14 protein-coding genes are annotated in these 14,054 nt (G+C 57.9%); 7 read left to right on the top strand and 7 right to left on the bottom strand.

Features of this window, described 5'->3' with window-relative positions; all coding sequences use genetic code 11:
- Nucleotides 1-37 precede the first annotated feature (37 nt).
- Nucleotides 38-3,232, bottom strand: coding sequence for a carbamoyl-phosphate synthase large subunit (gene carB / locus P8A25_RS01335; RefSeq protein ID WP_215443302.1), 3,195 nt, complete (start codon nucleotides 3,230-3,232; stop codon nucleotides 38-40).
- A gap of 256 nt (nucleotides 3,233-3,488) precedes the next feature.
- On the opposite strand from carB, the gene P8A25_RS01340 reads away from it, so the two are divergent.
- Together P8A25_RS01340 and P8A25_RS01345 are read left to right on the top strand one after the other, a co-directional pair.
- A complete protein-coding gene (locus P8A25_RS01340; RefSeq protein ID WP_404838737.1) occupies nucleotides 3,489-4,298 on the top strand; it encodes a hypothetical protein in 810 nt (269 codons plus the stop codon).
- A gap of 12 nt (nucleotides 4,299-4,310) precedes the next feature.
- Nucleotides 4,311-4,829 carry a DNA-deoxyinosine glycosylase gene (locus P8A25_RS01345; RefSeq protein ID WP_215443304.1) on the top strand — a complete coding sequence of 173 codons (519 nt, stop codon included), beginning with the start codon at nucleotides 4,311-4,313 and terminating at the stop codon, nucleotides 4,827-4,829.
- 11 nt (nucleotides 4,830-4,840) lie between these two features.
- Here P8A25_RS01345 and P8A25_RS01350 read toward each other — a convergent pair whose 3' ends face one another.
- Together P8A25_RS01350 and P8A25_RS01355 are read right to left on the bottom strand one after the other, a co-directional pair.
- Nucleotides 4,841-5,932 (bottom strand): ankyrin repeat domain-containing protein, encoded by a 1,092-nt coding sequence (locus P8A25_RS01350; RefSeq protein WP_215443305.1) that lies wholly within the window; start codon nucleotides 5,930-5,932, stop codon nucleotides 4,841-4,843.
- Between the two features lie 31 nt (nucleotides 5,933-5,963).
- Nucleotides 5,964-6,932 (bottom strand): hypothetical protein, encoded by a 969-nt coding sequence (locus tag P8A25_RS01355; RefSeq protein ID WP_215443306.1) that lies wholly within the window; start codon nucleotides 6,930-6,932, stop codon nucleotides 5,964-5,966.
- An 87-nt stretch (nucleotides 6,933-7,019) separates the two neighbouring features.
- Between P8A25_RS01355 and hisI the strand changes: the two genes are divergently transcribed.
- The 4 genes from hisI (at nucleotide 7,020) to rsmI (ending at nucleotide 9,791) form a co-directional block, all read left to right on the top strand.
- Nucleotides 7,020-7,511, top strand: a complete 492-nt coding sequence (gene hisI, locus P8A25_RS01360; RefSeq protein WP_102722157.1) for a phosphoribosyl-AMP cyclohydrolase — start codon at nucleotides 7,020-7,022, stop codon at nucleotides 7,509-7,511.
- A 64-nt stretch (nucleotides 7,512-7,575) separates the two neighbouring features.
- The gene (locus P8A25_RS01365) at nucleotides 7,576-8,526 is read left to right on the top strand and encodes an outer membrane protein assembly factor BamD (protein WP_102722158.1); all 951 of its coding nucleotides are present in this window, start codon (nucleotides 7,576-7,578) and stop codon (nucleotides 8,524-8,526) included.
- Between the two features lie 18 nt (nucleotides 8,527-8,544).
- On the top strand, nucleotides 8,545-9,060 hold the full coding sequence (lptE, locus tag P8A25_RS01370; RefSeq protein WP_215443307.1) for an LPS assembly lipoprotein LptE: 516 nt from the start codon (nucleotides 8,545-8,547) through the stop codon (nucleotides 9,058-9,060).
- A 29-nt stretch (nucleotides 9,061-9,089) separates the two neighbouring features.
- The gene (gene rsmI / locus P8A25_RS01375) at nucleotides 9,090-9,791 is read left to right on the top strand and encodes a 16S rRNA (cytidine(1402)-2'-O)-methyltransferase (RefSeq protein WP_215443308.1); all 702 of its coding nucleotides are present in this window, start codon (nucleotides 9,090-9,092) and stop codon (nucleotides 9,789-9,791) included.
- 13 nt (nucleotides 9,792-9,804) lie between these two features.
- Here rsmI and P8A25_RS01380 read toward each other — a convergent pair whose 3' ends face one another.
- A complete protein-coding gene (locus P8A25_RS01380; protein ID WP_404838738.1) occupies nucleotides 9,805-10,473 on the bottom strand; it encodes an endonuclease/exonuclease/phosphatase family protein in 669 nt (222 codons plus the stop codon).
- Nucleotides 10,474-10,885: 412 nt separating this feature from the next.
- On the opposite strand from P8A25_RS01380, the gene P8A25_RS01385 reads away from it, so the two are divergent.
- Nucleotides 10,886-11,143 (top strand): hypothetical protein, encoded by a 258-nt coding sequence (locus tag P8A25_RS01385; protein WP_146017890.1) that lies wholly within the window; start codon nucleotides 10,886-10,888, stop codon nucleotides 11,141-11,143.
- Between the two features lie 79 nt (nucleotides 11,144-11,222).
- On the opposite strand, the gene P8A25_RS01390 is transcribed toward P8A25_RS01385, so the two are convergent.
- The 3 genes from P8A25_RS01390 to P8A25_RS01400 all read right to left on the bottom strand — a co-directional run bounded on the left by P8A25_RS01390 (nucleotide 11,223) and on the right by P8A25_RS01400 (nucleotide 14,052).
- Nucleotides 11,223-12,527 carry an ankyrin repeat domain-containing protein gene (locus P8A25_RS01390; protein WP_215443310.1) on the bottom strand — a complete coding sequence of 435 codons (1,305 nt, stop codon included), beginning with the start codon at nucleotides 12,525-12,527 and terminating at the stop codon, nucleotides 11,223-11,225.
- An 80-nt stretch (nucleotides 12,528-12,607) separates the two neighbouring features.
- Nucleotides 12,608-13,117: a hypothetical protein gene (locus P8A25_RS01395; protein ID WP_215443311.1), complete on the bottom strand. Its 510-nt coding sequence runs from the start codon at nucleotides 13,115-13,117 to the stop codon at nucleotides 12,608-12,610.
- Nucleotides 13,118-13,170: 53 nt separating this feature from the next.
- The gene (locus P8A25_RS01400) at nucleotides 13,171-14,052 is read right to left on the bottom strand and encodes a hypothetical protein (RefSeq protein WP_146017888.1); all 882 of its coding nucleotides are present in this window, start codon (nucleotides 14,050-14,052) and stop codon (nucleotides 13,171-13,173) included.
- Between the last annotated feature and the right edge of the window lie 2 nt (nucleotides 14,053-14,054).

Below are 14,054 nucleotides of genomic sequence, written 5' to 3' on the forward strand. Positions count from 1 at the left end.
CGGGGCATTCCTTTTAAATGGCTGGAGCCATCCGCGTTCAGGAATGATATTCCTGGAGGGAGCGGGGGGATACCTTCACATGCTGGGCGGAACGGATGCCCTCCACCGTGGCTCTGGCGGCGGCGATGGTAGTCATGTACGGAATCTTCTTCTGGATGGACTGCATGCGGATGAAGGAGTCGTCAATCATGCTGGTGCGGTCCACCGGAGTATTGATGATCAGGTCAATCTGCTTGTTGGTGATCATGTCGCCCAGGTTCGGGCGGCCTTCATGCAGCTTGTTGACCACTTCCGTTTCCACGCCCTGGCCGCGCAGGTATTCCGCGGTGCCTCCGGTGGAGACGATCTTGAAGCCCAGGGAGATGAGGTCCCGGGCGATGGGTTCAATGAACTTCTTGTCGCGGTCGGAGACGGTGACGAGCACCTTGCCGGAGGTGGGCAGGATGCAGCCTGCGGCTTCCTGGGCCTTGTAATAGGCCATGCCGAAGTTGTCCGCAATGCCCATGACTTCCCCCGTGGCGCGCATTTCCGGCCCCAGCACGGGGTCCACTTCCGGGAACATGTTGAACGGGAAGACGGCTTCCTTCACGCCGATGAAGCGGCAGGCGCGCGGCTTCAGGCCCAGGTCCTTGAGCTTCTTGCCCAGCATGATTTCCGTGGCGTGGCGCGCCATGGAGATGCCCGTGACCTTGGAGACGATGGGCACCGTGCGGGAGGCGCGGGGGTTGGCTTCAATGATGTATACCTCGTCGTCGCAGATGGCGAACTGCACGTTCAGGATGCCCTTCACCTGGAAATCCTTGGCGATCTTGGCGGCGTGTTCCTCAATGGTGCGGACGTGCTTGGGGGCGATCGTCACGGGAGGAATGGCGCAGGCGGAGTCTCCAGAATGGATGCCGGCCAGTTCAATGTGTTCCATGACCGTGGCTACAAAGGTATCCGTGCCGTCGGCCAGCGCGTCCACTTCCGCTTCAATGGCGTTGTCCAGGAAGCGGTCGATCAGCATGGGGTATTCCGGGCTGACCTGGATGGCCTCCACGCCGTAGCGCTTCAGGTTTTCTTCATCGTAAATGACTTCCATGCCGCGGCCGCCCAGCACGAAGGAGGGGCGCACCATCACCGGGTAGCCGATCCGGCGGCCCAGTTCCACGGCTTCCTCCAGGGAACGGGCGGTGCCGCTTTCCGGCTGGCGGATGTTCAGGGCGATCATGCGTTCGCGGAAATATTCTCGGTCTTCCGCCAGGCGGATGCCTTCCGGCTGGGTGCCCATGATCTTCACGCCGGCATCCTTGAGGGCCTGGGCGATGTTGAGCGGGGTCTGGCCGCCGAACTGGACGATGACGCCTTCCGGCTTTTCCTTCTCGTAAATAGCCAGCACGTCTTCCACGGTCACGGGTTCAAAGTACAGCTTGTTGGCCGTGTCAAAATCCGTGGAGACCGTTTCCGGGTTGCAGTTCACCATGATGGATTCATACCCGTTGTCCCGCAGGGTGAAGGCGGCGTGCACGCAGGTGTAGTCGAACTCGATGCCCTGGCCGATGCGGTTGGGACCGCCGCCCAGGATCATGATCTTCTTCTTGTCGTTCACGGGCACTTCATCCTTCGCGCCGCTGTAGGTGGAATAGTAGTATTCCGCGTGTTCTACGCCGCTGACGGGCACGATGCGGTAGGTGGCCGTGATGCCGTTTTCCTGGCGGCGGGTGCGGACGGCCTTTTCAGGCACGTCGAAAATCTGGGCCAGGTACTTGTCGGAGAAGCCCATCTTCTTGGCCTGGCGCAGGGTTTCCGCGGGAAGGGAATTCCAGGCCTGGCCATCCAGGGAAAAGTCAAAGTCCGCCAGTTCCTTCATCTGCTCAATGAAGAACGGGGTGATGCGGGTCAGCTTCACGATTTCCTCCACGGTCACGCCGCGGCGCAGGAGTTCGTAAATCTGGAAGAAGCGTTCGCTGTTGCCGTACGTGATCTTTTCACGCAGTTCCGGCGTAGTGAGGGCTTCCAGCTTCTTCACGCGGCCCAGCCCGGCGCGGCCGATTTCCAGGGAGCGCACGGCCTTCTGGAAGGCTTCCTTGAAGTTCTGGCCGATGCTCATCACTTCCCCCACGGCCTTCATCTGGGTGCCCAGCTTGTCGGCTGCCTTCGGGAACTTTTCAAAGGCCCAGCGGGCGAATTTGACGACTACGTAGTCGCCGTAAGGCTCGTACTTTTCCAGGGAGCCCTTGCGCCAGTAGGGCAGCTCGTCCATCGTGATGCCGGAGGCCAGCTTGGTGGATACGGAGGCGATGGGGAAGCCGGTGGCCTTGGAGGCCAGGGCGGAGGAGCGGGACGTGCGGGGATTGATTTCAATGACGATGATGCGGTTGTCCTCCCGGTTGTGCGCGAACTGCACGTTCGTGCCGCCCGTGACGCCGATGGCGTCCAGAATGCGGTAGGAGTAGTCCTGAAGCCTGTCCTGCACGTCCTGCGGAACGGTCAGCATGGGGGCCACGCAGAAGCTGTCCCCGGTGTGCACGCCCATGGGGTCCACGTTTTCAATGAAGCAGACGGTGATCTTCTGGCCCTTGGCGTCGCGCACGACTTCCAGTTCCAGTTCTTCCCACCCCAGCACGCATTCCTCCACCAGCACCTGGTTAATCAGGGAGGCGGCCAGGCCGCGGGGAACCACCTGGCGCAGCTCCTCCACGTTGTACACGATGCCGCCGCCCGTGCCGCCCATGGTATAGGCGGGGCGCAGCACCACGGGGTAGCCCAGCTCGGCGGCCACCTTTTCCGCTTCCTCCACGGAATAGATGGGTTCGGACTTGGCCACCGGCACGCCGATCTTGTCCATGGTCTCCTTGAAAATGATGCGGTCTTCACCGCGGGCGATGGCTTCCAGGTCCACGCCGATGACTTCCACGTTGTACTGCTTCAGGATGCCTTCCTCATTCAGCTTGGAGGCCAGGTTCAGGGCCGTCTGGCCGCCGAGGTTGGGCAGCAGGGCATCCGGGCGTTCCTTCTCAATCACGGCCGTGATGCGGTCCACGGTCAGGGGCTCAATGTAGGTGTGGTCCGCCATGCCGGGGTCCGTCATGATGGTGGCGGGGTTGGAGTTCACCAGAACGACGTCGTAGCCTTCAGCGCGCAGGGCCTTGCAGGCCTGGGTGCCGGAGTAGTCGAACTCGCAGGCCTGGCCGATGATGATGGGGCCTGAGCCGATGATGAGGATTTTGCGGATGTCTTCGCGTTTTGCCATGGTATGATGCCTCTATGTGGTCCGTGGTGGTTAAAAATAAATACCGGAAACAAGGTCCGCCCAAGGTGCGTTGCCTCTCCGCTCCGCATACCCGGCGCGTGACCTGACGCACAGTAAGGGACGTTCTGCGATAAGTCCAGACAAAACAACAGGAATTCCGGGGAAAAGGCTATGGTCTTCTTCCCTTTCCGTACAGCGCTGCGCGCGCAATCCGCCCTTGATATTTTCCGCCGCCCGTATACCCTGTGGGGCAAGGATGAGGAATGCCCTGATATTGATTTGCTGCCTTGGGCTGCTGTGGCCGGCAGCCGTGACGGCGGCGGAACGCGCCCCCGCAGGCCGGGGTGCGGCCATGACTCCGGGTGAGGCCGCATGGTACCAGTCCCTGCGCGCCGGACTTTCCCAATTCCGGAAGGGTGGAGGCTACAAAACCAACAGGGAAGCCATGGAAGCCATGGCGCAGAAAACCTGCCGCTGGGACCCCCGCACGCGCCGTCCCGTCTTCCTTCTCCGGGAGGCCACCCCTTCCTTCTGCTCCTCCGCCTGCTACCTGCTCCTTTTAAAATCCCTGCAACTATGGGACGCCGCCCAGCCGCAGCCCGTTATTTCCGAGCGAGCGTGGCTGGCCCTCATTCCCCGCCTGGGCCAGCATGACGGCGAAGGGCCGTGGGGCTGGGCGAACGCCAACGGTCCCGGCCTGGCCGTGCTGGTGCACAGGCTGGGAGCCGGCGTCAACTTTGAAGACTGGCGGAAGGCCCGTCCCGGAGACTTCATGAAAATATTCTGGACGGACCACATCGGCCGCCGGGAATCCGGCCACCTGACCGTTCTGGTGAAGGACGGCGGGGACACGGTCACCTTCTGGTCCTCCAACATGCCGGACGGCTACGGAGCCAAGACAGTGCCCAAATCCCAAATCAGGCGCGTCATCTTCACGCGCATCACCAGGCCGGAGCGGTTCAACCTGGCTCCGGCGGTGGGAAGCCATCCGTGGCTCTCCTCCCTGCTCCGGCAGGAGGTGGGCATCAAGGAGGTGCGCAGATACTCCGGCATGCAGAACCCCTGACCTCCTCCCGCCGTGAAGAAATGCTCCTTTCCTCCCTCCGTCACGCCGGAATGCTCCGTGCTGGTGCTCGGCTCCCTGCCGGGAGACGAATCCCTGCGGCAGGCCCAGTATTACGCCCATCCCCGCAACGCCTTCTGGAACATCATGGGAACCCTGCTGGGTTTTGACCCCTCCTTGCCGTATGGGGAACGCCTGTCCCTGCTCAACCGGGGCGGGGTGGGGCTGTGGGACGTGGTGGCCTCCGGCGTCAGGCCCGGCAGCCTGGACCAGCACATCTCCCAGGAACAGCCCAATGACATTGCCGCCCTGCTGGAATGTTTCCCCCGCATCGGCACGGTCTGCTGCAACGGCACCGCCTCCCATAAATACCTCAAGCGGTATTTTCCGGAACTATTCCTCCGGGAAACCCCTGTCATCATCCAGATGCCCTCCACCAGCCCGGCGGCGGCGCGGCTGACGTATGAGCAGAAATTCCGCGCCTATGAGGAAGTTCTTCTCCCCCGCCTCCGGCAGGGAGGGAAAAAAGGCTGAGCTTCAGCGCCTTACTTGCTGTCTAATTCCCTGGAGGTTTTGGCCCCCGCTTCTTTCAGGATGCGCGCCAGGCTGCTCTTTCCGGTGGCGATGGCGCGGTCCAGGGGAGTGGCCCCGCCCCTGGCGCGGAAATTCACGTCCGCCTTGTGCTCAATCAACAATTTGGCGGCGGCGTTTATGGAATTTTCCTGAAGGCCGGAAACGTCCGCGAGCACCCACAGGGCCGTTTCCGAATTGGCCGGCTTGTAATGGCCTAGCCGCGGCTTGCCGTTGGGTTTATTGGGGTCCGCACCGTTTTCCAGCAGGAACCTGACACTCTCCTCATTCCCGTACCTGGCGGCGGAAATCAGCAGGGTTTTGCCGTCGTTGCACACGTAATCCGGGTCCGCTCCGTGCTCCAGCAGATAGGCTGCCTGCGGGGCCCTGGGATTGAAATAATGCCTGGAAAGAAGGGAGGAAGAGGCGTTTTTATACTCGTCGGACCGGCCTATTTCCAGATTGACGTCCGCCCCGTTGGCAATCAGGAGGTCCGCCAATTCAAAAAACTGCATGTCCAGCGCCAGGGCCAGCGCGCAGGAATTATCCCCCCTGATGCCCTCCCCCTGGTAATTCACGTCCGCCCCGGCGCGGATGAAAGCGCTGACTTTGGAAAGCTCCGGCTTTGTTCCCTCTTCCGGCAGCTTGTCATACTTCCTCTTGCCGTTGATGGTGACAGAGGTGGTTGTGCTCTCCCGCGCGGGCCTGTAATCCTTCAGCTTGTACAGGTATTCATACAATTCCAGCCCCTTCTTCTCCCGGGTGGCGCGGTCGGCGGAGGGGTCCACGGGCAGCGGAGCCTTTTTGGGAATCAGGCGCAGGGAGCGTTCCGCCGTGCGGTGCCCCTGCCTGGCCGCCTTGGAAAACCAGAATTTGGCTTGGGAGGGATTGCGCTTGACGCCGTCTCCCTTCAGGAAGCAGAGGCCCAGACGGTACTGGGATTCCGCATTCCCTTCCTTCGCTTCCAGGTAGATGCGCCTCCCTTCTTCCGGGGTGACGGCGCGGACGGCGGGCGAACAGCCGAGGAAGACGGCGGCTGACAACAGCAGACGGGAGTAGTAGGTCATAGTGGGGTAGGGGAGGTGAGGGAGTCTTTACTCAGGAAGACCCGACGGCGGCCAGCAGGTGGACGTCCAGCGCCAGGGCTTCATGAATGTTGAAATTCAAATCGTCGCGGAGCTTGTTGAGGGCTTCCATGCGCTTCAGCAATTCGTTCACGGGCATCTGTGCGGACAGCGTGCGCACCTCCGGATGAATCGGCGTGACCTCCGGAGCGCCGGAGGCGATCAGGGCCGCCTGGCCGAACCAGCTGATGAGCAATTCCAGGGCCTGGTTGCGCTGTTCCAGGTACTCCGTCTCTATCTGGGCGGTGTTCGCGTCCTTGTTGCGGGACTCCCAGTCGGAGGTATCCGTGCCCTGGGCGGCTTCCTTCGCTTCATCCTTCAGGGCCTGGTTCAGGTTTTTGGTGATGGCGGCCTTGGCCTCCGTCATGACGTCCACGAACTTGCTGCGGAAGGCCAGCGCGGCCAGGTCATTGTCCAGATTGCGGCAGGTCTCCAGCCAGTGGGGCAGCAGGGCCTCCTGGATGGGGGTGAGCCTGAACTCCGCGGATTGCAGCAGGTTGACGCGCACGCATCGGGAAATAATGGTCTGGAGAAGCTGGTCCGGCTGGGAGGTGGACAGAATGAGCAGGCACTGGCTGGGCGGCTCCTCCAGGGTTTTCAGGAAGGCGTTGGCGGCCTCGTCATTCATGCGCTCCGCATCCATGAACACGGCTATCTTCCATTTTCCCTCCGCCGCGCGCTGCTGGAGGAAAGGTTCCACCGCGCGGATGTCATCCCGCAGGATGCGGCGCGACTTGGACTTGGGGCGCACCAGGCGGCAATACTCGTCCCGCACGCCGTCCAGGTGGTCCGCCCGGATGCCGTTCATCAGCTCCAGCAATTGAAGGATCAGGCGGGAGGCTCCCTGGTGCTCGTCTCCCACAATGAGCAGGGCATGGGGAAGCCGGTTGCGGGAGAAGGCGGTGCGGAGCAGGTCGAACGCTTGGGATGCCGTGAATGCCATACGCTCCCTATGAAAACATTTCGTTGCGTCAGGGCAACAGAAAAGATTGGTATATGTCGGATATTTCATGTACTAAGGGGGCCGGTTATGGAACAAAACGACATCTCATCCCGGATTGTCTTTGCCGACCGCGGCAAGGTGAATGTGGAAAAAGGCGTGGAATTCGCCCCCAAATTTGACCAGAACGGCCTGATTCCGGCCCTCGCCATGGACCACGTTACCCATGAACCGCTGATGCTGGCCTACATGAACGCGGAATCCCTGCGCATGACCATGGAGCTGGGGGAAGCCGTTTACTACTCCCGCAGCCGCCAGGAAATCTGGCACAAGGGCGCGACCAGCGGCCACGTGCAGAAAGTGAAGCAAATCCTGATTGACTGTGACCAGGATGCCCTGATCGTGCTGGTGGACCAGTGCGGCGCCGGAGCCTGCCACACCGGGCACCACTCCTGCTTCTACCGTTCCGTGCCCTTCGGCGACGAGCTGAAGGCCCAGCCCCAGGGGGAACCCGTCACGCTGCGTGAAGCGGACGGCGGCGTCGTTTTTGATGCTGAAGCCGTATACGGCAAGGGACACTAACTCTTTTTTGCGCGTCAATCTGCGTTCACCGGGTTGACGCGTCCTCTTTTTCTGCTGTAAAGTCATGAATGTGAAAAAGCTGCTTGTCATGATGGCCGCCGTCTCCGGAACGCTGGTGCTGTGCCAGTGCTCTTCGGAAGCGCCCCCGCCCCCTGGAACCGTCCGCATGGTGGACCAGCAGGCGATTGCCCTGATGCAGGAAGCCAGGGCGAAGGAAGCGAAAAACGACCTCTCCGGCGCGATCAAGAAATACAGGCGCGTGGTGGAAAAGCACCCTCTTTCCAGGGAGGCGCCGCAGGCCCGGTTCAGGATGGCGGAACTCTATGAGGCCCGCAAGGAACCCGCGGATGCGTTTGACCAGTACCAGAAGCTCATTGACCGTCACCCGGACAGCCCCCTGTACAAACAGGCCATGGCGCGGCAGAAGGAAATGGCCTTCGGCGCGGCGAGCGGCGCGTTGACCAACCGCGTACTGTGGATGTTTGACGTCCGGATGGACCCCAAGAACGTTACGGAATGGCTGAACCACGTGCGTGACAACGCCCCGTACGCCCCTACCGCCCCGCAGGCAATGAACGTGCTGGGCAGCTACCTGGCCGCCCGCGGCCAGATGAAGGAGGCCATTGAGGCGTATCAGAACCTGGTGGACAACCATCCGCACTCTCCGCTGGCCCCCACGGCCCAGCTCCAGATAGCCACCCTGTACCGCCAGGCCGCCGCGGACGGCGACCGCAACCACGTCAATGTGGCCCGCGCCCAGGAAGCGTATGAAGACTATCTCCAGCGCTATCCCAACAGCGCCCGCGCCGGGGCCGCCCGTTCCGACCTGGCCGCCATGAAGCGTGAGCTGGTGGCCCAGCAGCTGGAAGTGGCGGAATACTACCTGACCAAGATGAAAGACACCGATGCGGCCATCTTCTGCTACCAGGAAGTGGCCTCCAAGGGCAGCGTCAATCCCGCCGCCGCCGCCAAGGCGAAGGCACGCCTGAAAAAACTGGGCGTCACCAGCAGATAACAGGAACTCTCCGTCCGCATGAACTGTATCCGGAACGTCTTCAAACTTCTTCTGCCCGTTCTGTGCCTGCTGGCCGGTTCCTGCGGCTACCAGCTCGGCGGCACCAAGCCGCCCAAGCTGGAATTTGCGCAGACCGTCAAGGTCTGCCTCTTTGCCAACAACTCCCTGGAACCCCGCGCCGCTACGCTGGTGACCGGCGCGCTGGCGGATGAACTGCAGCGGGACGGCACCTACCGGCTCAGCACCGGTGCGGATGCGGATATCCGGGTGGAAGGAGAGGTATACTCCATCACCTTCGACCAGTTGCGTTCCAGCCGGGAAGACACCTACAAAAGTACGGAGCTGGGCCTGCGCCTGGCCGTCAAGTACCGGGTGGTGGACGCCAGGACGCAGAAAATCCTGTATGCCAGCTCTGCGGAGGAAGTGGGCCAATTCTTTGACCTGGGCAACATCCAGACGGCCCGGACCAACGCCCTCTCCTATGCGGCGCGGCTGGTAGCCACCTCCATTGCGGAAACCCTCACCAACGGCTAGACCTGTCCGGCTCCGGAAAATTTGTGCTTATGGCGGAAGTGGAATACAGCGTTTACTTTGTTCCGGTGCCGATCGGCAACCGGGCGGACGTCACCCTGCGGGCGCTGGACGTGCTGCGCAGGGTGGACGTCATTGCGTGTGAAGACACCCGCCATTCCGGGCTTCTGCTCTCCCACTATGAAATCCGCAAGCCCCTGATGAGCATGCACGACCACAACGAGCAATCCCGCGCCGGGGAAATTGCCGCCCGTGCCGCCGGCGGGGAAAGCTTTGCCGTGATCAGTGATGCGGGCATGCCGGGCGTGAGCGATCCGGGCTACCGCCTCATTCAGACGCTCAAGGAAAAGGAAGTAAGCTTCACCGTGCTTCCCGGACCGTCTGCCGTGGTGACGGCCCTGGTGGGGTCCGGACTGCCTACGGACGCCTTCTTCTTCGGCGGCTTTCTACCCGTCAAATCCGGCAGGAAGGGCTCCATGCTCCAGGCGGCGGTGGAAGCTTCCCATACCAGTATCTTTTATGAATCACCCCACCGCATCGTCAAAACCGTGCAGGCGCTGGCGGCGCTGGACCCGGACGTTCCCGTCTGCGTAGCCAGGGAACTGACCAAAACCTTTGAAACCTACCATCGCGGCCCGGCTTCCCGGCTGGCGGCGGAATTTGCGGAACGTGCCCCCAAGGGGGAAATCGTGCTGCTGGTGGGCGGCGTAAATGCGCCGCGGGCCGTCAATTAATGAGCCAAAGGCATTAATAACGCACCGTCACCTTGACCGGGCGGTGGTCGGAAGCGGCAGGCTCTTCAATCACTCTGCGTTCCGCCACCTTGAACGCCTCCGCCTTTCTCCCCCTGTACATCCAGATGTAATCAATGCATTCCGCCGGTTGATCGGCAGGGAACGTTTTTTGGGAAAAATCGCTCAGCGGAATGAAATGCTTCTTCATCCGGGCTATCGGTTCCGAGCCTGGCGTCAAATTAAAATCTCCCGCAATGAAAAAGGGCTTCCTGCACTCCGCGGCCAGAGCGGCAATCATGTCGATGGAAGCGTTGCTATCCTCCCGCGTCAGGGACAAATGCGTGACGCAAAAACAGTAATCCTTGAACTCGGCCATCAGCAGCACGCGCGCCTCCTCCCGGCCGGGCAAAGGAATTCGCTTCACGCTCAAAGGCTTCTCCCTGGATAAAAGGCCGACTCCATAGGAACCGCCCGAATAATCAATGGCCTTGGCATACGTCCCCGTCAACTTTGTCCTTACGGCCAATTCCTGCAAAGTGTCCTTGCCGCCGCTCCTTTTTGTCTTGCTGTCCAGTTCCTGAAGGGCCGCGACATCCGGTTTTGCCTCCGCAATCACCCGCGCCGTACGGTCATAATCCCGCTTGCCGTCCATGCCGGTACCGTTCTTTACGTTGTAACTCATGAACGTGGCTTCCCCGCCCCACAGGGAAAAAGGAGACAGAAGAACCGCCGCGGCTGCGCATGGACTGAAAATGACCGGATTCATACCTGCAAAAATGAAATTTAGGGCCTGTTGTTCCGAATGGCCCGGATTACAGATAATACGCATGCCTTTCCCCCGTTTCTTGCAGAGCTTCTTTCCTTCCTCCGGGTGAGTAAATCCCGTGGATGGGCGAATCAACAACTCATCTCCCGCTCCGGGAAATTTCCTCATCCGGTTTCCGGACACCCGCCTTTTATATCCTTTCCGCCCCATACTGCCGGAAAATGACGCAGGTCTTATCAACTTGACGCCTGGAAGTGTGTCATGATAGTATTCTATCATCATGCTGGAGGATAGGAGATCACGTTCCTCGCGCAAGACACCGGATTTGGTGACTGATGAGCTTATTATCATTCTTCATGAGGCGGGCATGCTGGAATTCAATGACATCTTCCAGCGTACCGTTATCGTGATGAAGCAAAAGCACATGTCCCTGGGCGGTGAGGAAATTCTGCGGCTGCGGATTTATGAAAAGCTCCAGGGCCTCGTGAGCGCCGGCGGCCTGGTGAAAAAAGGCCGCGAATACACAGCCCAGCCCAAGCTGATTACATTGAAATCGGAAAACCCGGTGCAGGGAATTGGCCGTTGAAATGTCTGGCTGGGAAAAGAACGGAGAGACGGATTGCTGAAAGGATAATGTCATGTGAATCAAAGGCGTCTTGGTACAGTTAGCGTGATTTGCTCAGTAGACGATAGACTTCCCCGGCGCCTTTCTTGTCAAAATAGTACCCGTCCAGAGTACTCTTGGTATGATTTGACGATTCCAGGGCATGGTCTGCTGCTGTTTTCCCCTTGTGGTCCCTGACGGAGGCGTCAGCTCCTTGGGCAAACAGGACTTTCACCGTATCCAGCCAGCCGAATTTGGCGGCCAGGATCAAGGGAGTTTCCCCGTAGCCGTTGGGTGTATTAACCTCAATTCCTTGCTGGACTAGAAAGGGAACAATGGCGGCTTGACCGTACTGGGTAGCTTGATGAAGGGCATTTGCTTTGCCATCTTGCCTGATGTCATGGATATTGGCTCCTTTCGCAAGGAGCATCTTGATGACATTGACGTTTCCTCCTTCGTCCGCCTTGACGATAGCTGAGCCGCTAGCAGAGCAAATAGCTGCACTGTGAATGTGGCATTCCGCGCCATGTTCCAGCAGGAAGCGAACCATGGTTTCATTTCCTCTTGAACAGGCCCAGGCCAGCGCTTCGCCCCTGTCCCTTTTAATATCAAACCCGTTCTCCAGTAAATAACGCATGACAGTCAGGTGGCTGCAATCGGTTTCCTGTTTTGAACGGCAGCCTGCTGATATATTGCATTGATGGCTGACAGCTGCCAGACAGCCGGAATGAAAGGGAACGCCCTGTTCTTTCAGAAAGCGGAGCATATTCAAATCCCCCTTCCGCGCGGCGATGTTTGTAGATCCTACTCTTTGATTGTCAGTATCCGGTATGTGTTTCAAAAGCAGCTCCACCATTGGGGTATGGCCGGATTTCGCCGCAGCATTCAGTATGGCGGAATGGCTCGGGTGGGTTTCGTAGTTGACGTTGATTTTCCCGTCTTTCAGGTCAAGGTTTATCCCATGCTTGATAAGCACTTCCATCATCAGGACATTGCCGGATTTTGCCACGGCAATGGCGGGAAACGTGTCCCTGCCTTCAATGGGCACTTTCTGATTGAGGTCTATCTGGTATTTGTTGATTAGTTTCTCCGCCTCCTGTGCCGATTTTTTGAACAGACGTTCCTGTTTTTGTCTGTTCTGTTTCTGCTTCGAGGCCGAGGGAGGAGAATTCTTGTGTTGTTTTTTTGATGATTTCGAAACTTTTTTATTGCTGGAAGAGGTTTCAATTTCTCCGCTCAGTAAAGATATGAATTTATCCATATAATTCTCGTTATTCCTGTCATCCCGGGCGAAAGACTGGGGAATGAACAGAAACAGGAAAAGGAGCAGGGCGGATAACGGCTTGCTGAAAAATGGGGGAAGCATAGGAGTGTAATGGGTTGGAGTAGCTCTGATGGAAGGGAACTATGTTGGGGTCCTCAAATTATTCTAAGTTGGAAATAATTTCAGGTACATTGAGGCTCTTCAAATTCTTCCGTCTCAGGGAGGAGTTCGATACACTCCTCATCCCCATGAATGGATACGTTCGTAGGGAAAATGATCTCCATGCTCTGTACGGGGACAACTTCATGGGAATGGTCGCTGGTCCAATAGCCTTCAACGGCGGCATGGTAGACGGATCCTTTGACGGCGGTAAAAGTGAGGAGGGACGGAGTCCCCTTGTTTTCTTTCGCATCGTAGGATTCATCTCCGGAAAGTTTTTCGTGACGAATTTTCTGAGGCCGGATCCCTGTGGCATGGGTGAAAATGAGTTGGGCCGTATTGCCCTGCGGCGTATACAGGACGATGCATAAATCCTTCGCATTGCAGAACATTTCCTTTTCTTCCGCTGTCTTGATCCTAATGGAAGCTCCATCCAGAGATTTGGGCGCCTTCACTTCTTCCTGTGAAAACGCGGAACAGGTGCATACAAGACCCATGGAAGCAGATAAAAATGCAATGGATAGTTTATTCATACGAATTTGGGCAACATCATTAATAGATCTTATATCTTTCTAAAGAGGGAATGTTATTGGAAAAATAACGGCAAAGTGATTGTAATACTGAGCAGCTTTTCTCTGAAAGTGACGGTATAATTAGATTCCTGGGCGTCATTTGTTTCCGGACTTGTCGTGTATCCGTATAAATATCCGAAAAAAGCTCCTTCATAAATTTTATCGGATAATTTCTTTGTAAATACCATGTATGGCTCGGGGTCAAACATAGTCATAACTTCTTCAAATGTATCTGAAGCGGAAAGGCAAAGGGAAACATCCGGTTTCCCAGGCTCTTCGTCCAAGTCCAAAACAATTCCGGCTTCTTTTTCATCCGGATATTTTAGGAAGTAGTATAATAATTCGCAGTTTTTCCCGATTTCGTAACTGAGGGTTCTCTTATCCGTCTGGATCTGAAGGATGGTGCCTTTTTTCAGGGTTTCCGGCCCTTTTATACTGCCCGTTACAGGGCGGTTATCGTCAGGAAAAATAAACTCAATTTTTTCGTCTTTCAGCATGGCCAGATTTTGTTGTTCCTCTTCGCCCCTGTAATTATAGTGGGAAAACAAAGATCCCGAGACTGTTCCGGAATAAACATTCCCTTTTCGCCCGGTGAAGGTAACCAAAGCCGGCTTTACTTTTTCTCCATAGACTTCTTCTATTGTTGTTGCTCCGGTAAGCGAGTCTGAAAGATGGATTCTGGGCATGAGCCGCTTATGGTAGCGTATAATCATCCGGGCTGTATTTTTCTGAGGCTCATACCGTTCGATAGTAATATTGGAGGGATAGTATAATTCCCCATCCAAGTTGATCGTTGCCCCGTTGATGGATGCCGGAATCTGAACATCTCCGGCAACTGACTGGCCCCAGCATACGGCGGTAATGAGGAAAAAAGAAAAGAGGGGCAGGATATTCATTC

Origin of the sequence: Akkermansia sp. BCRC 18949, from assembly GCF_045011645.1 — a bacterium.
Lineage (GTDB): Bacteria > Verrucomicrobiota > Verrucomicrobiia > Verrucomicrobiales > Akkermansiaceae > Akkermansia > Akkermansia massiliensis.